The organism is Rhizobium sp. Leaf306 (genome assembly GCF_001423425.1).
Lineage (GTDB): Bacteria > Pseudomonadota > Alphaproteobacteria > Rhizobiales > Rhizobiaceae > Neorhizobium > Neorhizobium soli.
The window spans coordinates 1,025,656-1,047,929 of record NZ_LMNX01000003.1 but is presented as its reverse complement, the minus strand read 5'-3'; the positions used below and the strand labels follow the sequence as shown (position 1 = coordinate 1,047,929).

Sequence of the window (22,274 nt, the reverse complement as noted above, 5' to 3'; positions counted from 1 at the left end):
GAAATTTGGCAATGCCAAATTCGCTTGGCGCGGGGTGGAGCAGCCCGGTAGCTCGTCAGGCTCATAACCTGAAGGCCGCAGGTTCAAATCCTGCCCCCGCAACCACTGTAACTTGTAACAGCATCCATTGCTGCTCACGCTCGGCCAGCAAGGCTTCGCAGCGGTGCAGGAATTTTGTCTTGTCGGCAAGTGACTTGAACTCTCCAGCAAAACGTATGCGGGCGAACTGCGAAGATTGTTGATGCCGCAGGTCACACGAGACCTCACGCCAGGCTTCCTGGGCGGCCAGAATCGCGGCGAGGCGACCGTGAATGGTCAGTTCCGCCGTCTTGCCACCCGACGATGGCGCGATGACCACCTTTTGCACGAGCTGGCGGGTTATCGATATCCAGGTCTCCTCGACACCGTTCTCTCGGGTTGACAGCATGGTCTTGACGGCGGCTATCGCGCCTTTGAGCAAGCCAGCATTGAGGGGTGGGCTCACGGCAGGCGTGGATGTGGTCGGTGCGGAAGTCAACTTCGCGGCCAATGACAGTCGCTGCTGTTCCAGTTCATCGAGCATATGATCAAGTGCGGGGATAGCAGCGTGCCCTGCCATCAGACGTTCCGCGATCTTCTCGCCGATTGCCTTTTGCTTCGTTTCGATCGTTTTGATCTCGCCACGGAGATGTTCAGGCTCCACCAGTGCCCGTTGCTGTCCGCGTTCGACGGCCGCCTTGATGTTGCGGTTGATCCGGTCGAGATTGTCGGCACCCAGCAAATTGTCCGGCACGGCGGACACGACCCGCTCTTCCAGTTCGAAGCGGCTGATGGTCTTGCTGTTCGTGCAGACAATTCCGCCGAGATGGTCGATCGGCAGCTTCTTCTGCCGGTTTGTACAGCCATATCGATCCTTCGCCATAATGGCATAGGGCCCGAAACAGTGAGCGCATTCGAGGATGCCGCTCAGCAGATATTGCGGCCGGTGAGCCTTGTTCAGGCGGTTTGTTGTCGTATGGGAAAAGCTTTGCTCGACTTCCATCTGCCGCTTTTTGACCGCGGACCAGAGCGCATCGGAGACAATGCGCAGCTCGGGTTGTCCGCTTACGACCCATTCATCTTGATTGTTCGGGCGCGCAACCCGCCTCTCGCTATCGGGGTTCTTGCGGTATTCGCGCCGGTTCCAGACCACTCTGCCGATGTAGAGTTCGTTGTTCAGGATCCCGGTACCGCGGCTGACATGTCCGCGAATGGCCGTGTCGCGCCATTTGGCTCCGCGTGGTCCAGGTACGGCCGGGACACGGCTGTTGAGTTCGACAGCAATGTCTTTTGGCGAACGGCCCTTGGCGTATTCCTCGAAAATCCAGATGATGATACGGGCTTCGGCGTCGGCGACCTCGCGCAGACCTGGAATGCGGTCTCCGCGTTCGTCATAGGCCTGCTTTACGCGGTATCCATAGGCAATGCCGCCGGCAGCCTTACCCTTCTGGACGGTGGTCCTCATACCTTCGCGCGTACGGTAACGTCCTTGCTCAACGGTCTCTTGACTGAGGACCGCGCTGAGGTGCATCTCGATATCGGATATGCGGGCGTTGGCTCTTGCGGTCCAAATCTCGACATCGTGATAGCTCAGCTTTTTGCCGATCTGCGCGCAGTGGGCAACGTCACGCGAGAGCCGGTCAACCGACAGGCAAAGCACGATGTCAATGCCGCCGCGTTCTACACGCCGCAGCACCTGCTGGATGCCGGGCCTGCGCTTGTAGCTCGTGCCACTGACGGCGCTGTCGTGAAGGGTGTCGACGAGACGCCAGTCGTGCTGGGCAATGGTTGCCTGACACCGTTCAAGCTGCGTCTCGATCGACTGATCGTCCTGGCGATCGGTCGAATAGCGTGCGTAAACTAGGACATTCTTGGTCATGGAGCCCCCTTATCAGGTGGTACCTAGGGAGAAGCCAGGCCCGATACAAGCGATGGGCTCCGGTGGCGGGCGGAGATACTCAAGGCCTCGCCGATACAATCGCAAACGCCGTTAAATGAAGTAATGGGGGGAGATATCTCACTTACCTGAAAACGACGTTTGTGAGAGTCCCCTAGGTCAAATGGTTCCATCCTTCGGTGCATCGGTGTCGCCGTCGTTGATGTGATTGCCTGCCCAAAGATGTGGTTTGCGGTGGAAATCCCAGCCGCCATCGACATAGCGGTCGATGAGATCCCCTAGCGCCCGGTCTGACGCCGCCGGATCAAATCCTTGCTCGACCAGTTTCTCTAAAATCGCTACCTCGACTTTGTTCATCCGAGCCGGATTTCCTTCCCGCTCGGCGAGCTTCGATGTGTTGACAATCAACCACTGCAGCGCGATCCGGGCGATATCGTCGCGGCCGGGGCGTCGTTGCATCTTCTGCTCATCGCGATATTCCTGTTGCCTCGCTCTCTGCTCTCGCAGTCGTGTCGCCTTGGATTTAGCCATCATCGCCTCCCGCAAACGCCGTTCGCCCGAGAATCGAATCTATCGTTCGTTGAATCGATGACTGTCGATGTTGAGACGAAAAAGATTGCGCATGGAGCACGGCAGACAATCGGGTCGGAGCATGGCCGCTAAGGGAGGCTGCCGCATACCGGATGAAGTCGATGGCCTGATTGTCGACGATCCACAAGGTGGGCGCTTCTCCGTTGGTACGCTTCATCGGCCACACTTACAGTGCCGCAGGCTGCGGGACCTGTCGCCTTTTCCTTCGTCGCGCTTAACCTTACTGGAAATACCTGGGGCGGCGCAGCCATGATTTTAGCCATGACGGTGGCGCAGATGGTCGGCGCTGTCCCGTTGGCGCGAGCCGGAAAGAACCTATCGGCCGCGACGATGTTCAGGCTACTGGTCTGCTTTCGCGCCGTAGCTCTAGCAGCGATTGTCATCGGTGCAGAATATCACCTTCCGTTCGCATGGCTGGTGCTGTTCGCCGGGGTGGCAGGCTTGGTCAACGGCGCAGCATATGGCTATCTGCGATCATTACTGAACCAGTTCGTCCCAACCATGCGACTGCCACGAGCGCTTGGGATTGCGTCGACGCTCAACGAAGTAACCTTCGTCATGGCCCCGGTAGCGGCGTCCGGGCTCTCGACTTATTCACCCATAGTTTCGCTCGTTGCGCTGATGATCCTTGGGTCATTCCCTGCGATCTTTGTTCCATGGACCGGTGTACACCGTGTTGATGAACCTCCTACATTCAGCGGGAGAGTTATTAGCCCCGCAGTGCTCATGTGGTTCGCGTGTGCTGCGGGAGGTGGCGCGACGGTCGCCGTCATTGAAATCGGAGCCGTCGCGCTGGCACTCAACTTTGACTACGAACCCGCTCTCGCCATCCTGTTCACCGTGCCGCTCTGCATCGCGTCCGTCGCCGGAGGCATCTGGATAAGCGTCCGAAATCGCATGGGTTCGCGAAAGGTCGTGCTGGTTCAGCTCGCCGTGATGGCCTGTGGGTCGGCGCTCGCAGCAGCTAATCATTCGATGGCGGTGACCATCGCTGGATCGGTGCTGATAGGTGCAGTGCTCACCCCTCTTGGCACCTACTACTCGCTGGCCCTGGACGCTCTTGCTCCGCCCGAACGACGACCGGAAATCTTCGCGCTTCTGCGGACTTCCCAGGCAGTCGGCGTTGTATTTGCAAGTGCATTGCTTGCGTTGGTGGGGTTATCAACGGCGTTGGTCTGGGTGACCGCGCTTATGATTGCCGTGACTACCATGGTAGCAGTCGCGTCTCGTGGATGAGCGTCGGACAACTTCGCTGGCGCTCACGCCTGAACGGCGGCCCAGCTCAGGACCCGACCGGCGAACCCGCTCTGTTCTCGTCGCTGTTCGAGACACTGGGGCCGTCCGTCAATGCTTGGGCCTTCGGAGATATACCCAAGCTCCAGCTGACGATCGACGCCGTGCTTCTTTGGGACGAACGTTATCCTGATCCTTCGCTGGATCCGGCCGTTTACGAGCGGATGCGAGCAGGGCTGACGGCCCTTCGAGACCAGATCGGCCGAGAAGCGGACATGATCAGAGCTGAGCGCGCCTCACGTGGTCTGGAGAACCGATAATGCTGCGCATGAGGTGTTGCATCGACATGGATCGCTTGTCCCGCCTGCTGCTCGCCTCCGCGATGCTACTTGCCATCCCCGGATCCGCATCGGTGCAGGATGGTCCTGTCGCGGATCCGTTGCGCAGCGGCCTGGAGGGCGCACTGCGCGGCTGCGAGACTTGGGTCCTCGACCCGTCAAGCTGGGTGAACGGTCCGACGCGCTTCCTCGCGGCCATCGATCTTGGCAGCGCGGTGTACGAGACCGAGAAACTGCCCGAGCCGCTCCTCCCCCCTGAGCCCCTCCGTCGCGGCAACCGCTACTGGCGGATCAATGCCGGACCCAACGAGGGTTACGCGCTGGTGGTCTCCCGTGACATTCCGATGTGCCACATCACCGGCGGCGGCGGGGTCGACTTCCAACCGGCGGCCGAAGCCGTGGCCACTTCGCCGGACTTCTCTGATCGCTGGGAGCGCATCGGCGAGGAGCGCCAAGAGGGCATGGTCTCGACCTTCTTCCGACTGCGCAAGGAGCCAAATCTGGCGCTGGTCCTCAGCCGTGCCGACGCGCCGGGTGCACGACGTGACCGCGCCCAGGTGATTGCGACGGCGACCTACGACCTTGGTCGCTGAGGCGACGCAACTTCGTCTGGCCAGCGTGGTGGAAACGGTAAAACAAGAACCTTNCCGCGCCCAGGTGATTGCGACGGCGACCTACGACCTTGGTCGCTGAGGCGACGCAACTTCGTCTGGCCAGCGTGGTGGAAACGGTAAAACAAGAACCTTACCGCCCGGCGGGATCGGTCCCAGATGGCGCAGCACACGGTCATAGTTCTGATCGCTCGGGGAGTAGCGAAACTCACCATGTCCGACGACGGTCCCGTCTTCGTTTGTGGCTCGCAGCCATAGGACCAGCGTGCCATCTGGCTCGCGATGCGCTGAGCCGATCGACACCTCTGCGGAAGGAGGAGCCGGCGCATGCTCCTGCAAATTGGCTCGCCGGTTGGCGGACGCCGCCAATGCTTCCAGCACTGCGACGAAACGTGGCCTTGGACAATCGGAGCCGACCTCCTGCAGGACGTCGTCGCCATCGAACAGGGCGACGCTGCACAGATAGTCGGTCGGCTCGCCGATCATTGGCGGATCGGGATCCGGCATGATCCAGACCTCGTTCCCGGACGCAATCACGTTGCGCCGCTCGTCATCAGAAATGGCATCGGTGCGTTCGCGTTCGATCTCCACCGGCCCTCCCGCATCGGACAGACGGGTTGTTGCCTGCTGGATCGTCATGAGGTCGAGATCAATGACGATCCAGCGAGCCAGCGGCGACAGGACCTTGCCGGTCGTGACCAGCATCCCGCAACGGGGCAGTTCACCAACAGGAAAGGCGAGACGGACGCCCGCGCGGCTAGTGCGTGCGGGCGAGGCGATCTTTGCGTCGGCGTAACCGGGCTCGTGCGCCTCCGCTGCGACCGGCAAGACAAGAAGGAGGACGAGAAGCTCCAAGGTGCCCAGCCGTCGTAAACGGTCAAGCACTCCTACGCGCCACTTGGTTCCAGCCTTGGTCCGGTATGCGCCCATTCTGCTGCCTTCCATTAGCGAGCCCGCTTCTGTTCGTTTCGCTCTGGCGCTCTTATCGACACTTGTCCCAGCCGTCATCCATACATGGTCAGCAATCAGGGTAGTATGGGCTGACCTCGACCAAACAACCGAGCCGCTTGCCGAGTTCTTGCCCAAGCGCCGTCATGCCATCGGGATCGCTGTGCTGCGCCAGGAACACAGACTGGTTGTCCGCGCCGGGTGCATGCGTGTAACAATGGGCATGAAGCGACGAGCCGCCCCCGCCCTTGGCCGGCGGATCGCTGTGCTGCGCCAGGAACACAGACTGGTTGTCCGCGCCGGGTGCATGCGTGTAACAATGGGCATGAAGCGACGAGCCGCCCCCGCCCTTGGCCGGCGTCATACGAATGACCTCAAGAGGCAGAACGTCGGTGCGGTGCATGACGAAGAGCTGATCCGAAACCACAATCAGCGCTTCGCCGTCTGCTGACAGCCCAAGCATCCGCTGCCGGTCCTCGACCAGGTCTTCTGGGTCGCGCACATATTCGAGCTCTGTCTCGCCCGGCGCAAGGCGGCCAGCCTGCGCCATGCGCTCTATCCCGACATCCCCCTCGAATGCGAGAGGCACGGAGCTTGTCACCCATTCTCGTTCTCTTGCGCTTAGAGGCAGGCGGAAGCCCGTCNGCCATGCGCTCTATCCCGACATCCCCCTCGAATGCGAGAGGCACGGAGCTTGTCACCCATTCTCGTTCTCTTGCGCTTAGAGGCAGGCGGAAGCCCGTCGTCAGCGTCACGTGGCAGGCGGTCCTGAGGCGAGGGTCGCGATCCTCGGACGGGTTCTGCAGACCTTGCGATTGCCACTCCGGCGGCCAGGCTGTCAGCGAGACCTCAGCCAGCCCCGACCGCCACGCGGCGACGACGGTATTCCACCGCTGGCCGACCGGCGTGGGCCCCAGCGATGGCGTCAGATTGTCGGCGATGCGCCGAAGGTTGGCGTGCGCGTCGTCTTCGAACCAAGCAAGAGCGGTGAAGCGGGTGATCGGGAACTGGGGTGGGATGCGCTCAAAGGCGCTTGCCGTCCAGGGCGCAAGTGCACCTGGCAGGGGTTCGGCGTCGATAAGGACGAGGGCTGGCCATTTGTAGATTGGATCGGGCAGAACGCCGCAGCGCGCCAAGACCTCCGTGCGCGTTTCGTGACGGGGTAAGCGCCAATGGTCTGCAACGCGCAGGATCGGGTTCATGCCATTTTGAAGTAATGGAACCTCCGCCGACACGGGACCGTCTGGCCAAGACGTCAGCGGCACCAGTGCGATCTGCGTGCGGCGCAAAAGGCCGTTCAAGAAGTGTATCGCGGCCTCCGTTTATGCTCGCCGCTCAGAAGCGGGGTCAGGCAGAATACAAGATACGCGCTGGCCATGTCCACGTCCCAAACGTCTTGCCCGCGAGTGGACCGAAAAACGTGGCGGTTACGAGGGAGTGAGTTTCAGGAAAAGATCAGACCGCTCACGTTCCAAGCAGGCCATTGGAGTGCAAGTTATTACTGGGTCAGATGATTTGGTCGAACATAGCGACGGGGTCGGCGGTCTGGTTCCCTTCAAGATAATTTAGTCGGCACCACTTAGTTGATGCTTTGGGTGCCAGCAACTGGAGATCTATCGTTTAGCTACAATCCAAGCTTGGATAAACAGACTATCCTCACCGGCTTGCGTTCTTATGGCGATACCTTCCGCGACCGGTGATTTGCATGATGCAATTTTGGCAGCGCCTCGGTAGTTGGTTCTAATGGTCTACCGACCATCTCAACACCTCTGCATCGCGGTCGGTATAGAAGCGAAGGACCGGGCAAGCACCCGTTCGGCACGTGGTGCTGCACCGCAAAAACTATTTTGCTTTACATAGTACGATATTTTTGTGAAGTTCGCCCTCTGATTAATATTGATAGGGCCGAAGACATTGTCGAATCTCCGTTTTGCCACCCGTCTCAACTCCTTCGCGTCGAATCCCGCCGGTGAATGGCCGGAGCTGAAGGGCAAGCCGAGCGTCCTGCAGATGGCGGCACGGGCGGCAAAAGTCGACGGTCTGACAGACCTTGATCTCAACTACCCTGATCATGTTGGCGAAAATCCAACGGAACTGAAGAATAAGCTGGAAGACCTAGGACTGGCAATCAACGGTTTTGCCATGCGCTACTACACCAATCCTGCCTTCAAACTTGGTGCATTTACCCATCCTGACGAAAGCGTTCGTCGCGAGGCGATCGATCTAACCAAGGCTGGAATCGATGCCGCACGTGAAGCCGGCTCCAACCTCATGACGATCTGGCTGGGCCAGGACGGTTTCGACTACGCCTTCCAGGCCGACTATGACCGGATGTGGCAACACGAAATTGACGGTATCCGTGAAGTTTGTGAGCATGACGCGGATTGTCTGATCTCGATCGAGTACAAGCCGAACGAGCCGCGCTCCTACAGCCTGATGCCAGACTGCGCCACCACGCTGCTTGCCATCAAAGAAGCCGGCTGCGCCAACCTCGGCGTCACGCTCGACTTTGCACACGTGCTCTATGCCGACGAGCAGCCGGCCTTTGCCGCTGCCATGATCGCCCGGCACAGCCGCCTGCTCGGGGTTCACCTCAATGACGGTTACGCAAAGCGCGACGACGGGCTGATGGTCGGTTCCGTTCACTCGATCCAGACGATCGAACTGCTGCGTCAGATCCGCCGCGATGGCTATGACGGCGCGATCTATTTCGACACCTTCCCTGACATGACCGGTCTCGATCCGGTTCACGAATGCGAGGTCAACATCAAGACCGTCAAGCGGATGCTGAACGTCGTTGATCGGCTTGAGCGTGACAACCGTCTTGCTGGCGCGATCGACCGTCAGGATGCGGTCACGGCGCAATCCATCATTCAGGAAGCAATGCTCGGCGACGTCGCCTGAGGAGAGGCTTCAAGAGAGTTTTTCTGTTTCAACATACCACACCTGGGAGGATCAATATGAATAGACACCTGAAATCCGCTATTGCCGGCATGGCGCTGGGGCTGATGGCAAGCGCTGCCTTCGCGCAGGATCTCGCGCCACTCAATTCCGATACCGAAAAGGATCGCGTCGACTGGTCGCAGCTCGAAGCGAAGTACGGGGCGTTTCCAAAAATCCCGGAAGGCACGCGCGCGGGCGGCGTTTCCAAGACGTTGACCAACGAATACTGGCGTTCGCTCGGCGAAGGCTACAAGTCTTTCGGTGAAAAGGCCGGCGCGACCGTTGCCTATCAGGCAGCGCAGAGCGAAGGCGACCAGCTGGGACAGCTGACGATCGCAGAAGGCATGGTCACCACGGGCTTCAATGTCATTCTCGTCTCGCCGCAAACCGACGCGAACCTGCAGCCCGTCATGGAGCAGGCCAAGGAAGCGGAAATTCCTGTCGTCAACGTCAATGACGCTGTCGTGCCGCAGGCTGAGCATTATGTCGGCAACGTGCAGCGCGACAACGGCGTTCGTGTCGCCAAGTGGTTCATCGAGAACCGCCCGGAAGGTGGCAAGGTTGCTATCATCGAAGGCCAGGCCGGCGTTTTTGCAGCCGTCCAGCGTACCGCAGGCTTCAAGGCAACCATCGGCGAGAATTCCAAGTTCCAGGTCGTCGCCAGCGTGCCCGGCAACTGGGATCGCCAGCAGTCCTACGACGCTGCCACCAACATTCTCCAGCAGAACCCGGATCTCGTCGGCTTCTACTGCAACAATGACGGCATGGCGCTCGGTGTGATCGAGGCGGTCAAGGCTGCAGGTCTTCTCGGCAAGGTCGCCGTATTCGGCACGGATGGCATTTCCGACGCCTACAAGTCGATCGAAGCCGGCGAACTGACGGGAACGGTTGACAGCTTCCCGGTCCTGACAGGCGAAGTGGCGATGGAAACCGCATTGCGGCTCGTTGCCGGTCAGAAACTGGCCCGTGTCGTTGCAACACCGCAGGCGCTGATCACCAAGGATAACCTTGCCAAGTACAAGGGCGACGGCATCGATATTCGCCAGGTGCTGATGAAGGATGCTGCGGCCGCGCAGTAATCGCAACAGGAGCCGGTCCCTTCAGGACCGGCTCTCCTCCTTTGATGAAAGCACCGAGATGACGACAACGGCTCGCCTCAGGTTCGAGGGCATCACCAAGACCTTCCAGAGCGCCAAAGCGCTGTCGGATGTGTCATTCTCCGTCAAACCAGGCGAAGTTCACGCTCTTCTCGGCGAAAACGGCGCCGGCAAATCCACGCTTCTGCGTATTCTCTCCGGTGTCTCGCCGCAGACCAGCGGCGAGTTCTTCGTCGACGGCAAACTCGCGACATTTAAGAGCCCGGAAGATGCCCGCCGCGCCGGCATCGCCATGATCCATCAGGAACTGCAGCAGATCCCGAACCTGACAGTCGCGCAGAACATGTTTCTTGGTCATCCGCTGAAATATGCGGGTGGACTGCTGGTCAATCGTCGCGAGCAGGAAAAGCGCGCGGCGGCAGCGCTTGCCATGATCGATCCTTCGATCGATCCGTCGACGCCGATCAAGGACCTCAAGGTTGCGCAGCGCCAGATCGTGGAGATTGCCCGTGCGCTGCTCGAGAACGCCAAGATCGTTGCCATGGACGAGCCGACGTCGAGCTTGACGCCGGCCGAGTTCGAAAGCCTGGCCGTCGTCATCCAGAAGATGGCGGCCTCGGGCGTTGCGATCATTTACGTCTCTCATAAAATGGATGAGGTCTTTCGGATCTGCCACCAGGGAACCGTCATGCGGGACGGCAATGTGGTTGGCACGGTCGACCTGCGCTCCGCGGTGCAAGCAGACGTCATCGCGATGATGGTCGGCCGCGAACTTATGCAGGAAGAACACAAGACGTTTGTGAAGGAGGACGTTCGCGTCGATGTGCGCAACCTTTCCTCCGCGGTCACGCATGTCCGCGACGTCTCCTTCACAGTCAGACGTGGCGAAGTGGTCGGCGTTGCCGGGCTGGTTGGCTCGGGACGGACAGAACTCCTGCGCCTCATCGCGGGCGTCGACAAGATCGGGTCCGGTGACATCAACGTCGATGGTCGCGCATTGAAGCTGACAGGTCCGCGCTCCGCGATCGACGCCGGTATCGGTTTGTTGCCGGAAGAGCGCAAACGCGAGGGCATCATCCCCATGCGCCCGGTTTCGGTCAACATGGTGCTTCCCTCGCTTCGAAAGTTCGCGCGGGTCGGGATCGTGCGCCACTCGGCTGTCAACAAGAGCGCCGAAACATTGCTGAAGCGGGTAAACCTGCGCCCATTCCAGATTGATCGCCCGATCAAGCTGTTCAGTGGTGGCAACCAGCAAAAGGCGATCATCGCCCGCTGGCTGGCCGCCGGTTCCGAGATCCTGCTGTTCGACGAGCCGACGCGCGGGATCGATGTCGGCGCAAAATCCGAGATCTACCACCTGATCGAAAACCTTGCCGCTGAAGGCAAGTCGATCATCGTCGTATCTTCAGAACTTCCAGAAGTCATCCGGCTGTCGGACCGCGTCATGGTCATGCGCGACGGGCGGATCGCCGCACAGTTGGAACGACACGAAATGACCGAACAGGCCATTGTTTCGCACGCCGTCGGCGATCGCGAGCCAAACACAGATTCCTCGATGCAGGAGCACGCCCATGTCTGATATCGCCGCCGAAATGCCAAAGCGTTCCCCGAAACTCTTCAGTTCGTTCTCACTGCGTGATGCAGGCACACTCATTGGTCTGATCCTGATCGTGGCAGTCTTTGCAGCGCTGGTGCCGGGCTTTCTGTCTGAGCGCAACCTGATCAACATTCTCCAGCAGTCGAGCATCAATGCCTGCATCGCGCTCGGCATGACCCTCGTCATCATCTCCGGCGGTATCGACTTGTCGGTCGGTCCGACGGCGGCAATCTCCGCTGTGCTCACAGCGACACTGCTGGTCTCAGGCGTTCCCGTGCCGGTGGCGCTTCTGGCCGGCCTCGGCATCGGCGCGTTCTGCGGTCTGGTGAACGGCGTTCTCGTCGCCTATGTGGGCCTTCAGCCGTTCATCGTCACGCTCGGGACGCTCAGCACCTACCGAGCCATTGCGCTCATCTATACGGGCGGTAATCCCGTTCTCGGCGTGCCCCAGGGCTTCCGGTCGCTGTTCAACGGCAATATTGCCGGCATTCCAAACTCGGTCATCATCGTTGCTGTCGTTGCCTTTGCGGCTTGGGTTCTTCTCAAGAAGACGCCGATCGGCGAATATCTTCTGGCCGTGGGTGGAAACGAGGAAGCTTCCTATGTCGCAGGCGTGCCGATCGCACTGACGAAGATCACGGCCTATGTCATCTCCGGCGTTCTGGCGGCACTGGCGTCCTTCATCCTGATCGGTCGCCTCGGGGCTGCCGAGCCCATTCTTGGGAACCTCTGGGAGCTGGACGCGATCGCGGCCGCCGCCATCGGTGGTGCTTCATTGATGGGCGGCAAGGGGTCGATAGTCGGCACCATTCTCGGTGCGATCATTCTCGGCGCCATGCGTAACGGTTTGACGTTGATGAACGTCCAGGCTTTCTATCAACTTCTCGCAACCGGCCTTATAATTCTTGTCGCAATGATGATCGATCGCGCGACAAGGGGACGGGGATGAAATCCGACAAAATGGATCCGAAGGCAGTTGGCCCGCGCATTCGCATGCGCTTGCCACTGCTGACACCACTCGAAGCACGGGTTGTTGAAACCGTGTTTGCGTTGCGCGGCTTCAACGACGACACATCGTTGAAGGAAATCGCAACAGATGCCGGTGTCTCGGAAGCTATGGTCGTGAAGATTGCCAAGAAACTGGGATTTGCCGGCTATCGGGAGTTTCGCAACGCTGTGTCGCAATACAACAGCTTGCCGACCGCCGAAATGCACCAGGAACTGTCGGTCGAGGACACCTCAGAGGAGATTATCCAGAAGGTGTTTCGCACCTCGATCCATGCGCTCGAGGAAACGCTTTCGATCATGGATGTCAAAGCGTTCGATCGCGCGGCCGACCTCATCCACGGTGCACGTCATCGGGATTTCTATGGCGTCGGCGGTTCGGCACAGATCGCACGCGACGCAGCGCACAAGTTTCTTCGCATCGGTGTCCGCGCCAGCGTCTACGACGATTCCCACATGATGCTGATGTCGGCTTCGCTGCTGGGAAGCGACGATATTGCGGTTGGGTTCTCGCATTCCGGCAATACGATGGCCGTCATCGAGGCGATGCAGACGGCGCGGCGCAACGGCGCGAGGACGATCGCCATCACCAATTACAATGAATCGCCGCTCGCTCAGCATTCGGACGTCGTTCTGTGCTCGACGGCACAGGGTTCGCCGCTGATGGGCGAGAACGCCGCCGCCCGTATCGCCCAGCTCAATATTCTCGATGCGGTGTTCGTCGCCGTGGCGCAGCGGGACTATACCGCTGCCGAAAACAATCTCGAAAAGACCATGGCGGCCGTCGCCTCCAAACGGAAAGACAAATTCCTATGACCGCATCCAGCCCCGCTGTCGTCGTTTTCGGCAGTCTCCACTACGACATCATCGTCAAAGGTCCGGCACGGCCGCGCAAAGGCGAGACAGTCACCGGCTCCGCCTGGAACCCGGCATGTGGCGGTAAGGGGGGAAACCAGGCCGTTTCCGCCGCCAAGGCCGGCGTGCGCTCGGCAATGATCGGTGCCGTGGGCGATGACGACTTCGGGCATACGCTTCTCGACAACCTGGCCGCAAACGCCGTCGAGTTGGACCAGGTTCGTGTCATCGACGGTGCCGCATCCGGAATGAGTGTCGCGATTTTCGATGCCGAAGGCGATTATGGTGCCGTGATCGTCTCCGGCAGCAATCTTCAGCTCGGCCAGTCGGACGTGGCACAGGCTGAGCATCTGTTCCGCGCTGGCAATATCCTCGTCTTGCAGAACGAAGTGCCGGATGCCGCGAATGTGCTTGCGGCTTCCGCAATGAAACAAGTTGGCGGCCGTGTTGTTCTCAACGCTGCCCCGGCGAGAGATCTGTCGCCCGAACTGGCGCGGCTGATCGATGTCCTCGTGGTCAACGCGGTGGAGGCGGAAGCGTTGGCAGGCGGCGGTGAGGTTGAAACGCTCAAAGACGCGATCGCCACGGCAGAGGTTCTTGCACAATCATTTCCCGTGGCGGTCGTTACCGCAGGCGGAGAGGGCGTCGCATTCGCCGAGCAATGCGGAGCCAAAGGGACCATCCCGGCTATAAAGGTCAATCTCGTCAGCACCCACGGGGCAGGGGACGAGTTCATCGGTGTTCTCGCAGCTCAGATGCTGCAGGGAGAAAGCGTAACGACGGCTCTTTCTGCGGCCAACCAGGCCGCGGCGCTCCTTGTGAGTTCGCAGCGATGATCTTTCAGTTATTCCTGGGACAGTGCGTCGCAGAACTCCTGATCTTCTAATGCATTGTTTTCTTGGCTTGTTTTTGTGCCAACGTGCCAAGGCTGGTTCGAATCCTTTCAAGACCTGTATTGATACGCTTACAGCGCAACTGCCTGCCCGCTTATCTATCGTGGCACGTACCATCAGATGGCCGGCAGTTAAACGGAGGCTTGAAACTATGTCTGAGCCTGCCGAGAAGAGTAGTTTGCGCCACTCAATCGATGATTACATGCTAAAGCATTCAGCGCCTAAGCGTTCAGCGACATGTATCTCTACCACTTAGTGAGCCGTGGGTCACGCCAGACTGGCACGACGTTCTTCAACGAGCGACTTGATGCGATGGAGGCGAGCTGTAGCTACGGTAGCAAGTGGCGCGATCAGAAGCCCGATCAGCAGGCTCAAACAGCACGAGTAAAAATAGATCTACCGTAAATGTCTACTGACATCTGTTGACAGTTGTCAGGACGGGTCGTAGCTTCGGGTTTCTCGTCGAGGTACAGCTCATGCCCTTTATCGCTCGTAAATATGCCGTCTGGATGCTGGCGCCCGCTTTGCTGCTGATCCTCGCGTTTCTCGTAACTCCGCTCTTCGACCTTCTGCGATATAGCTTCCTGAGCGGTGATTTTGCGACTGGTGACGTAGGGGATATTACACTAGCGAATTATCTTCACGTACTCTCGGACCCTTATTACCTCGGTATAATCGTTCGGACTTTCCTAATCTCTATCATCGTCACGCTCGTCACGATGGTCGCCGGCCTCCCGCTAGCAGCGCTGATATGGCGCGTGCCAACATTTTGGCGTTCGCCACTGACCATCCTCGTACTGTCTCCTCTGCTTGTCAGCATGGTTGCAAGTTCTTACGGCTGGATCGTCATTCTAGGCAACAAGGGCGTCATCAACAATTCGCTGATCGCCATGGGTATAATCTCTGAGCCGATCAAACTGCTATACACCAACACCGCTATCGTCGTCGGGCTGGTGCATGTTGTGCTCCCGTTCATGGTCCTGTCGCTAGTGGCATCTCTAGACCGAATAGAACCCAATCTCAGCGAAGCCGCCGCGATGCTCGGAGCCAATCGTGCGCGCATCTGGTGGCATGTCCTGCTCCCGCTCTGCATCCCAGGTATAGGAGCCGGCGCAACGTTGACCTTCGCATTGTCGATCTCCGCGTATGTTACGCCAGCAGTGCTCGGGCCAAGTGGACCAAACTTTATAACAACGCTTATCTACCAGAACTTCGTCAATCTCTACGAATGGGGAGTCGGCTCGACGCTTGCGCTGCTTTTGCTAGTGAGCGCAGTCATTGTCATTCTAGCAATCGGCTTGACGACATCGAAAATGGGACCAGCGCGCAGGGCAGCGACATGAAAACCCTTAATGCGATCGTCATCGTCTTGCTTTGCACTTTCATCCTCGCACCGACGGTGGTGATTGCTCTCACCTCGTTTGGAGCGGGCGAAATCCTTGAATTTCCGCCAAGGGGCTGGACTCTGCGGTGGTACGGATATGCAATAGCTAAACCGGAGTTCCAGCAAGCCGCGTGGAACAGCCTTTGGATCGCTGTTGTTACTATGCTGATATCCGCACCGCTTGCAGTGCTGGCATCGATGTCCCTTGTCAGGGGACGCATTCCGGGGCGGGAACTCATCCAGACAATCCTGCTTGCGCCGCTTGTCGTACCGTCGATCGTTATCGGTCTTTCGATCCTGCTGGCATCGGCGCGGTTCGATCTGCCGCTGGTTGAGGCAAGGCTGCTCATCGCGCATGTGCTGATTACGCTTCCCTATCTAGTGCGGACGGTGACATCCAGTCTCGTCCGACTGGATCCGGTCGCGGAAGAAGCGGCGCGGGTGCTCGGGGCAGACAGCTTTCGTACATTCTGGTTCGTGACCCTGCCGGCCCTGCGACCGGGCATCATCGCCGGGATGATCTTTGCCTTCATCATCTCGTTCGACAACGTGTCAATCTCGCTCTTCCTTGCCAGTGCCAAGACCAACACCCTGCCGCTGAGCCTGATGAGCTACATTGAATATAACCTCGATCCGTCTGTGGCGGCGGTCTCCACACTTCTCATCCTTATGGCGCTGGCCGCCGCAATCGCACTAGAGCGGCTCGCCGGTCTGCGCCGTACATTGGGAGGCTGATCTTTGTCGATGACGAAACTGACCTGTAACTCACTCACAAAAAGTTATGCCAACAATCGCGTCCTGAACGACGTGTCAGCAGATATTGCCAAGGGCGAGCTTGTGACATTGCTCGGCCCGAGCGGCTGCGGAAAGACGACGCTTCTGCGCGCCATTGCCGGGCTATCGATGGCCGACACGGGCAGCATTCTGCTTGATGGAGCAGACATTACCCACACGCCGATCCATCGCCGCAATATCGGTATGGTCTTCCAGTCGCACGCGCTGTTTCCGCATATGTCGGTGACCGACAACGTGGCTTTTGGCCTGCGTATGCAGGGAATTCAGGTGGACGAGCGGCGCAACCGGGTGGGGGATGCGCTTGCGCTGGTGCGGCTCAATGGTTTCGAGAATCGAATGCCCCATGAACTTTCGGGAGGCCAGCAGCAGCGCGTTGCGATCGCCCGTGCCATCGCCATCAATCCTTCCGTACTGCTGCTGGATGAACCGTTCGGCGCGCTCGACAGGAAGCTTCGTGAAACGCTGCAGGTCGAGCTTCGCCAGTTGACGAAGAACCTGTCGATGACGGCGATTTTCGTGACCCACGACCAGGAAGAAGCTCTTGTGCTAAGCGACCGGATCGCTGTGATGAACGGGGGTGTTATCCAGCAGATCGGCTCACCGGCGGAAGTGTTCGAGCGACCCGCGAACCAGTTTGTCGCCGATTTCATGGGCTTCGAGAACATGTTCCCAGCGACCGTTGTCTCGCAGAGCAACGGCACTGTACGCCTCACAAGCCGCGGTCTGCAGGTCGAGGCGATCAATGACTGTAACGCTGTCTCGGGCGAGGTGAAGATCGGGCTACGCAGCGAGCGGATCAAGTTTTCTGATGGAAGCGGAACAGACGCAGACGGGGCGAACCGGCTTCCGGGGAGGGTTACGACGGCGAGCTATCGTGGAGACCGCTGGGTCTACGCCGTCGATACCTCGGTCGGTGTGTTTTCTGTCAAGGGATCGGCAGATGCCAAAGCGAAGTGCGTTGGACAGCCGGTGCTGCTCTCATGGGAGCGTGCCGCGGTAAGGGTTTTTGGTTCGTAATTCTAACAATCAAGAGGGGAATCGATGAGCATGTTATCCAAAACCAACATATCCATCAGTCGCCGGGCATTCACGCTTGGTGGCGTCGCAGCAGCTGGGTTAATCACCGGATTTCCCGCGATCGTACGCGCCCAGTCGAAGACGATCGTCACGACGCTTTTCGGTGGCGCCTACGAGGAACGTTACCGCAAGTTCGTGCTCGACCCGTTCTCTGCCAAGACTGGCGCACAGTTCGTCATCAAGTATGGCTCTGCGGACGAATGGCTGAACAATGCGCTAATTAACAAAGCAAACCCGGAAATCGACTTGCCATTCCTTTCGCTGCCGGTTGCGATGCGCGCCATTCGTATTCCGGGCCTGTTCATGGAGCTAACGCCGAAGGAAATCCCGACGCTTGCGGATATCCATCCGATATTTCGCGATACCTACGAGAACAAGGCGGTGGGCTTCAATTACGTCGATTACGGCATCCTCTACCGAAAAGATTTGGTGAATAAGGAAATTGTCTCCTGGGCCGATCTCTGGGATGCATCACTTGCCGGCAAGGTCATCTGCCCCGGGCCGGCCGCAGGATCGATGTACGAGCTGGTGATGATTGCAGCACAGATCGCCGGTGGCGGTTCGGATTATACCAAGGGTATCGACAAGCTCAAGGAATTGAAGCCCAACGTTCTCCGCTGGTTCAATACGGCTAACGAGGTCGACGGGCTGATCCAGCGCGGCGAAGCCTCGGTGGCTGCGGGCTTCGGCGGCTTCCGTTCGTATGCGCTGATCGACGCGGGGGTTCCCGGCCAGTTCGTGACGCCGAAGGAAGGAGCTCCGATGGGTGTGCTTTCCTATCACGTGCCCACGAATGCCAAGAACCGCGACCTGCTGCTCGAGTTCGTTGATTTCGCGCTGGGTGTGGAACAGCAAACGCAGTTCGGCAACGCGATGCCCACCGGTGTCACCAATTCCAAGGTCGTGCTCGATCCGAAGGTTGCCAGCCGGATCGCGCCTGCGGACAAGCTGCTGCGAATCGACTGGGGCGCCGTGCAGAAGAACTTCACGGCGATTACCCGGCGCATGCAGAGCGAAGTGATCTCGGGCTAAGGGAGGGAGTCGTGCCTGAAATCAGAATCCAAGGCCATCATTCGGCCCGCTTCGAGCCGGTGGCCCAGTCTTTCCGTGAAAACTTCGCTTCGCATGGCGAGCTTGGATCCGCAATCGCGATCTATCATCGCAACGAACTCGTCGTCGATCTCTGGGGAGGGGTGCGGGATACCACATCCCTTGACCCATGGCAGGAAGATACCATTGCCTGCATGATGTCCGTTGCCAAGGGCGTTTCCATGGCGTGCCTCGCGATAGCGGCCGACCGGAAATTGATCGAACTAGACAGGCCTGTTGCAGACTATTGGCCGGAATTTGCTGCACAGGGCAAGGCGGCAATCACGGTTCGCCAGGCGTTGGGACATCTCGCAGGCATCCCGGTCGCCGATCTTGCAGAACCCGGCGACATCTACGATTGGCAGAAGATGGTTGCTGCGGTGGCAGGACAGAAACCGCTATGGCCGGCGGGCGAAGTGCAGGTCTACCACTCATCGACGCTCGGTTTCATCTCGGGCGAATTGCTGCGGCGCGTGACCGGCAAGACGGCGGGCAAATTCCTGCAGGACGAGATTGCCGGGCCACTGGGTGCCGATTATTTCATCGGCCTAGACGACGGGAAGCAGGCGCGCTGCGCGACCATGGTCGCGTCCGCCGACAATATCGTCAACGCCGCAAAACGCGAGCCCGAAGATTCGATCGCATACCGGATATGGAAAGCGGTTCCAGACAGCGAGAATTACAATTCGAAGCAATGGCGTTCGAGTGAAATCCCCTCGGTCAACGGGCACGGCACCGCTCGCGGGGTCGCGAATATCTACAATGCACTGGCAGGCGGCGTAGCAGACGGCGCCGAACCGCTGGTATCTTCTCACGTACTGGCAGACTTCCTGAAGGAACAGCTCCCGAGCGGCGAAACGGCGGAGACCAACCGGCTGCGGATGGCTGTTGGTTTCATGCTGAACTCGCCCCCTCACAGGGCGATGGGCCCAAATATGAAGACGTTCGGGCATTCCGGCGCTGGCGGCTCGCAGAGTTTTGCAGATCCGGTCGCCGGTCTGTCGTTCTGCTACACTACCAACAGGATGCACGACGGTACCGATACGGGCCGCCGTGCCACTAGCTTGATCGATGCGGCCTATCGATCGCTGGCCTGACACGGTTGGCATCAGGTAACGCAAAGCCGGGCAGTCATGAACTGCCCGGCGTTTTTGTGTTGTTCGATTTCAGAGCGGGCTGGCGATCGACTTTGTCTCGAGATAGCTGTCGAACACCTCGCGACCACGTTCACGTCCCCAACCGGACTGACGGAAGCCACCGAACGGAAGGGCGCTGTCACCGACAAAATGGCGGTTGATGCCAATGGTGCCGGCGCGGATGCGGGCGGCCATCTTGTGAGCCACCTTGAAATCGCGAGTCCAGATGCTGGCAGCCAAGCCATAAACACTGCTATTTGCCTCGGTGGCGATCCTGTCGAGATCGTCGTCGTCATAGCGAAGGACACTGAGTACCGGTCCGAAGATTTCCTCCTTAACGACGCTCATGTCAGGGCGGAGGCTTGCGAGAACGGTGGGTTTGTAGAAATATCCCTCGGACGAAATCTGCTCGCCGCCGGTGACGACGGTTGCGCCCTCCCGAACACCCGCATTGGTCATCGAAGATACCCGATCAAGGTGGGCCGACGATATCAGTGGCCCCATCTGGACGCCTTCGTTAAAGCCGTAACCCACATTCAAAGCCTCGGCGGCCGTGGCAACACCTTCGACGATGCGGTCGAATACGTCCCTGTGGGCATAGACACGCGAGCCTGCGGTGCATATCTGCCCGGCACCTGAGAAAATACCCGCGGCGACGCCGGAAATGGCGCTCTCTAGATCGGCATCGGGAAATATGATGACCGGGCTTTTGCCGCCGAGTTCCAGAGATACGCGCTTGAGGTTGCTGGCAGCCGATGCCGTCACGATGGCGCGGCCGACCTGTGTCGATCCGGTGAAGGCGATTTTGTCGACATCGGGGTGAGACGCCATCGCCGCGCCGACCGAGCCGCCGCCGGTGACCACGTTAAACACACCCTTCGGAAAACCGGCCTCTAGTGCCAGTTCGGCCAACAGAAGCGCACTCAGGGGCGTCTGTTCCGCGGGTTTGAGAATGACGGTGCAACCCGCCGCAAGGGCGGGAGCGATCTTCCATACCGCCATCATCAGCGGACCGTTCCAGGGTACAATCTGGCAGACGACGCCGATCGGATCGCGTAGTGTGTAGGCGTGCCATTCGCCAGGAGCGGAAACGGGGATCGTTTCGCCCGTCAGTTTGGTCGGCCAACCAGCGGTATAGCGGATCAGGTCGATTGAACTGGCTAGATGTCCAACCTTTGCCACTGGCAGCGGCATGCCGTTGTTGACAGTTTCGATTTCCGCCAGAAGATCGAGATTAGCCTCAATCAGGTCCGCGAACCGCCAAAGAAGCTTCGAGCGCTCGTTCGGTTTCATGGCCCGCCAGGACGGGTTTTCGAATGCACCCCGCGCTGCACGCACCGCGATATCGACGTCTTCGGCGCTGCCGTTCGGAACCTGAGCGACGATCTTACCGCTGCCGGGATCGATCACATCGCAGAGTTGGCCCGAAACGGCTTGTTTCCATTCACCACCGATCATCATCCCATGCCGGCGCGCAAGAAATTCGCCGGTCGCTGAACTGGGTGACCTCAATTGAAGGTTCATCGGTCTCTCCTTGCCTCAAGCTGCCATGTCGATGATCTGCCGAACGGGAGCCCCGGTGCGCAGGTTGTCGAATGCGTCGTTGATCTGTGACAGCTTGATCGTGTCGGAGATCAGGTGATCCAGTTTCAACCGGCCCTGCATGTAATATTCAAGCAGGTTGGGAATATCGACGCGGAACTGATTGGACCCCATAGAGGATCCCTGAAGCCGGCGGTCCTTGATAAACATTGATCCTTCGAACTCAAGCTTGATGCCGGGCTTGATCATGCCGAGCACCGTTGCCGTACCACCCATCCGCAGCATGGCGAATGCTTGTTCCGCAGTCTTCTTTAAGCCGAGAGCCTCAAAGGAATAGGGGACGCCGCCAGAGGTCAGTTCAAGCACCGCCGCTACGGGATCGGTTGTCCCCGCGTTGATGACATCCGTTGCGCCGAGCTGCTTTGCCAATTCGAGCTTGCTGTCCAGCATGTCGATGGCGATGATTCGTCCGGCGCCTGCGAGCATCGCTCCGCTTACGACTGACAGGCCGACGCCGCCGCAACCAATGACCGCAACCGTTGATCCCGGCTTGACTTTGGCAGCGTGTACGACAGCTCCTACGCCCGTTAGCACGCCACAGCCGACCAGCGATGCTCGGTCGAGTGGGATGTCGCGGTTGATCTTAACGAGTGCGTTTTCATGGACGAGCATTTGTTCAGCGAATGACGAAAGGTTGGAGAATTGGTGGACCAGCTTGCCGTTTAGCCACATCCGCTCCGCCTTTCCTGGCGGTAGCTTTACATCGACGCTTTCGCAAATGTTTGGACGGCCGGTAACGCAGTTTGGGCAGGTGCCGCAGAATACTGATAGGCAGGTTACGACATGGTCTCCCTTTTTGACGTAGGTGACATCCTCGCCGACCGCCTCGACGATACCGGAGGATTCATGACCGGGAACGAAAGGCATAGGATAGGCATAGGTGCCATCAGCGAAGTGCAGATCCGAATGGCATACCCCAGCATATGAGGTACGAATAAGAACTTCACGACGTGCAGGCTTTCCAATCTCGACGTTTTCGATTGTCATCGGCTGACCGGCTTCCCAGATTACTGCAGCTTTCATGGATTCCATCCTGCTCGAAATTTCTGTTCAAGACCCATAGTGCAATCTGTTGACAGTTGACGTCAAGAGCAGCTGTGAACATTATTGACTCAGTCAGAAAATCCGTCATCAGCCCGTGAAAACCGCTATCCCGTAAGTCGAA

General features: G+C 59.0%; 19 protein-coding genes and 1 tRNA gene. 16 read left to right on the top strand and 4 right to left on the bottom strand.

All coding sequences use genetic code 11. The features are described 5' to 3' along the window. Positions 1-28 precede the first annotated feature (28 nt). Positions 29-105: transfer RNA gene (locus ASG19_RS18140), tRNA-Met, on the top strand. 481 nt (positions 106-586) lie between these two features. Next, on the top strand, positions 587-1,882 hold the full coding sequence (locus ASG19_RS24525) for a hypothetical protein (RefSeq protein ID WP_244476213.1): 1,296 nt from the start codon (positions 587-589) through the stop codon (positions 1,880-1,882). Positions 1,883-2,074: 192 nt separating this feature from the next. Here ASG19_RS24525 and ASG19_RS18125 read toward each other — a convergent pair whose 3' ends face one another. Then, entirely contained in the window at positions 2,075-2,446 is a 372-nt protein-coding gene (locus ASG19_RS18125; protein ID WP_156466551.1) for a hypothetical protein, read from the bottom strand. 309 nt (positions 2,447-2,755) lie between these two features. Here ASG19_RS18125 and ASG19_RS18120 point away from each other — a divergent pair, with 309 nt between their 5' ends. From ASG19_RS18120 to ASG19_RS18110, 3 genes are read left to right on the top strand one after another with little or no spacing between them, the layout of a single operon-like run. Further along, complete coding sequence (locus tag ASG19_RS18120; protein ID WP_348271496.1) at positions 2,756-3,742, top strand: MFS transporter; 987 nt, start codon at positions 2,756-2,758, stop codon at positions 3,740-3,742. Continuing rightward, positions 3,739-4,059, top strand: coding sequence for a hypothetical protein (locus ASG19_RS18115; protein WP_062460319.1), 321 nt, complete (start codon positions 3,739-3,741; stop codon positions 4,057-4,059). The genes ASG19_RS18120 and ASG19_RS18115 overlap by 4 nt, the downstream gene beginning before the upstream one ends. After that, a complete protein-coding gene (locus ASG19_RS18110) occupies positions 4,059-4,670 on the top strand; it encodes a hypothetical protein (protein ID WP_062460316.1) in 612 nt (203 codons plus the stop codon). Before ASG19_RS18115 ends, ASG19_RS18110 begins: the two co-directional genes overlap by 1 nt. Positions 4,671-4,751: 81 nt before the next feature. Here the strand turns inward: ASG19_RS18110 and ASG19_RS24520 are convergent, their stop codons facing one another. Continuing rightward, entirely contained in the window at positions 4,752-5,618 is an 867-nt protein-coding gene (locus ASG19_RS24520; protein ID WP_244476212.1) for a hypothetical protein, read from the bottom strand. A 1,932-nt stretch (positions 5,619-7,550) separates the two neighbouring features. On the opposite strand from ASG19_RS24520, the gene ASG19_RS18090 reads away from it, so the two are divergent. The 11 genes from ASG19_RS18090 (at position 7,551) to ASG19_RS18040 (ending at position 19,468) form a co-directional block, all read left to right on the top strand. Beyond that, positions 7,551-8,540, top strand: a complete 990-nt coding sequence (locus tag ASG19_RS18090; protein ID WP_062460311.1) for a TIM barrel protein — start codon at positions 7,551-7,553, stop codon at positions 8,538-8,540. A gap of 56 nt (positions 8,541-8,596) precedes the next feature. Then, positions 8,597-9,658 carry a substrate-binding domain-containing protein gene (locus tag ASG19_RS18085; protein ID WP_062460310.1) on the top strand — a complete coding sequence of 354 codons (1,062 nt, stop codon included), beginning with the start codon at positions 8,597-8,599 and terminating at the stop codon, positions 9,656-9,658. A 58-nt stretch (positions 9,659-9,716) separates the two neighbouring features. Beyond that, on the top strand, positions 9,717-11,255 hold the full coding sequence (locus tag ASG19_RS18080) for a sugar ABC transporter ATP-binding protein (RefSeq protein WP_062460579.1): 1,539 nt from the start codon (positions 9,717-9,719) through the stop codon (positions 11,253-11,255). Next, positions 11,248-12,222: an ABC transporter permease gene (locus ASG19_RS18075; protein ID WP_062460307.1), complete on the top strand. Its 975-nt coding sequence runs from the start codon at positions 11,248-11,250 to the stop codon at positions 12,220-12,222. Before ASG19_RS18080 ends, ASG19_RS18075 begins: the two co-directional genes overlap by 8 nt. Beyond that, on the top strand, positions 12,219-13,094 hold the full coding sequence (locus ASG19_RS18070; RefSeq protein ID WP_062460305.1) for a MurR/RpiR family transcriptional regulator: 876 nt from the start codon (positions 12,219-12,221) through the stop codon (positions 13,092-13,094). The genes ASG19_RS18075 and ASG19_RS18070 overlap by 4 nt, the downstream gene beginning before the upstream one ends. Further along, positions 13,091-13,969 (top strand): ribokinase, encoded by an 879-nt coding sequence (locus ASG19_RS18065; protein ID WP_062460303.1) that lies wholly within the window; start codon positions 13,091-13,093, stop codon positions 13,967-13,969. Before ASG19_RS18070 ends, ASG19_RS18065 begins: the two co-directional genes overlap by 4 nt. 533 nt (positions 13,970-14,502) lie before the next feature. Further along, on the top strand, positions 14,503-15,369 hold the full coding sequence (locus ASG19_RS18060) for an ABC transporter permease (protein WP_062460301.1): 867 nt from the start codon (positions 14,503-14,505) through the stop codon (positions 15,367-15,369). Beyond that, positions 15,366-16,145 carry an ABC transporter permease gene (locus ASG19_RS23635; RefSeq protein WP_162238164.1) on the top strand — a complete coding sequence of 260 codons (780 nt, stop codon included), beginning with the start codon at positions 15,366-15,368 and terminating at the stop codon, positions 16,143-16,145. Before ASG19_RS18060 ends, ASG19_RS23635 begins: the two co-directional genes overlap by 4 nt. Positions 16,146-16,154: 9 nt before the next feature. Next, positions 16,155-17,222, top strand: a complete 1,068-nt coding sequence (locus ASG19_RS18050; protein ID WP_062460296.1) for an ABC transporter ATP-binding protein — start codon at positions 16,155-16,157, stop codon at positions 17,220-17,222. Between the two features lie 24 nt (positions 17,223-17,246). Further along, on the top strand, positions 17,247-18,314 hold the full coding sequence (locus ASG19_RS18045) for an extracellular solute-binding protein (protein WP_062460294.1): 1,068 nt from the start codon (positions 17,247-17,249) through the stop codon (positions 18,312-18,314). A gap of 11 nt (positions 18,315-18,325) precedes the next feature. After that, the gene (locus ASG19_RS18040; RefSeq protein ID WP_062460292.1) at positions 18,326-19,468 is read left to right on the top strand and encodes a serine hydrolase domain-containing protein; all 1,143 of its coding nucleotides are present in this window, start codon (positions 18,326-18,328) and stop codon (positions 19,466-19,468) included. Between the two features lie 69 nt (positions 19,469-19,537). Here the strand turns inward: ASG19_RS18040 and ASG19_RS18035 are convergent, their stop codons facing one another. Both ASG19_RS18035 and ASG19_RS18030 read right to left on the bottom strand, forming a co-directional pair. Further along, positions 19,538-21,031 (bottom strand): aldehyde dehydrogenase family protein, encoded by a 1,494-nt coding sequence (locus tag ASG19_RS18035; RefSeq protein WP_062460290.1) that lies wholly within the window; start codon positions 21,029-21,031, stop codon positions 19,538-19,540. 15 nt (positions 21,032-21,046) lie between these two features. Continuing rightward, positions 21,047-22,132, bottom strand: a complete 1,086-nt coding sequence (locus tag ASG19_RS18030; RefSeq protein ID WP_062460576.1) for a Zn-dependent alcohol dehydrogenase — start codon at positions 22,130-22,132, stop codon at positions 21,047-21,049. Between the last annotated feature and the right edge of the window lie 142 nt (positions 22,133-22,274).

Coding starts and splice junctions, on each gene's coding strand:
- ASG19_RS18125 (WP_156466551.1), bottom strand. CDS start 2,446: ATGGCTAAATCCAAGGCGACACGACTGCGAGAGCAGAGAGCGAGGCAA.
- ASG19_RS18120 (WP_348271496.1), top strand. CDS start 2,756: ATGATTTTAGCCATGACGGTGGCGCAGATGGTCGGCGCTGTCCCGTTG.
- ASG19_RS18115 (WP_062460319.1), top strand. CDS start 3,739: ATGAGCGTCGGACAACTTCGCTGGCGCTCACGCCTGAACGGCGGCCCA.
- ASG19_RS18110 (WP_062460316.1), top strand. CDS start 4,059: ATGCTGCGCATGAGGTGTTGCATCGACATGGATCGCTTGTCCCGCCTG.
- ASG19_RS24520 (WP_244476212.1), bottom strand. CDS start 5,618: ATGGGCGCATACCGGACCAAGGCTGGAACCAAGTGGCGCGTAGGAGTG.
- ASG19_RS18085 (WP_062460310.1), top strand. CDS start 8,597: ATGAATAGACACCTGAAATCCGCTATTGCCGGCATGGCGCTGGGGCTG.
- ASG19_RS18080 (WP_062460579.1), top strand. CDS start 9,717: ATGACGACAACGGCTCGCCTCAGGTTCGAGGGCATCACCAAGACCTTC.
- ASG19_RS18075 (WP_062460307.1), top strand. CDS start 11,248: ATGTCTGATATCGCCGCCGAAATGCCAAAGCGTTCCCCGAAACTCTTC.
- ASG19_RS18070 (WP_062460305.1), top strand. CDS start 12,219: ATGAAATCCGACAAAATGGATCCGAAGGCAGTTGGCCCGCGCATTCGC.
- ASG19_RS18065 (WP_062460303.1), top strand. CDS start 13,091: ATGACCGCATCCAGCCCCGCTGTCGTCGTTTTCGGCAGTCTCCACTAC.
- ASG19_RS18060 (WP_062460301.1), top strand. CDS start 14,503: ATGCCCTTTATCGCTCGTAAATATGCCGTCTGGATGCTGGCGCCCGCT.
- ASG19_RS23635 (WP_162238164.1), top strand. CDS start 15,366: ATGAAAACCCTTAATGCGATCGTCATCGTCTTGCTTTGCACTTTCATC.
- ASG19_RS18050 (WP_062460296.1), top strand. CDS start 16,155: ATGACGAAACTGACCTGTAACTCACTCACAAAAAGTTATGCCAACAAT.
- ASG19_RS18045 (WP_062460294.1), top strand. CDS start 17,247: ATGAGCATGTTATCCAAAACCAACATATCCATCAGTCGCCGGGCATTC.
- ASG19_RS18035 (WP_062460290.1), bottom strand. CDS start 21,031: ATGAACCTTCAATTGAGGTCACCCAGTTCAGCGACCGGCGAATTTCTT.
- ASG19_RS18030 (WP_062460576.1), bottom strand. CDS start 22,132: ATGAAAGCTGCAGTAATCTGGGAAGCCGGTCAGCCGATGACAATCGAA.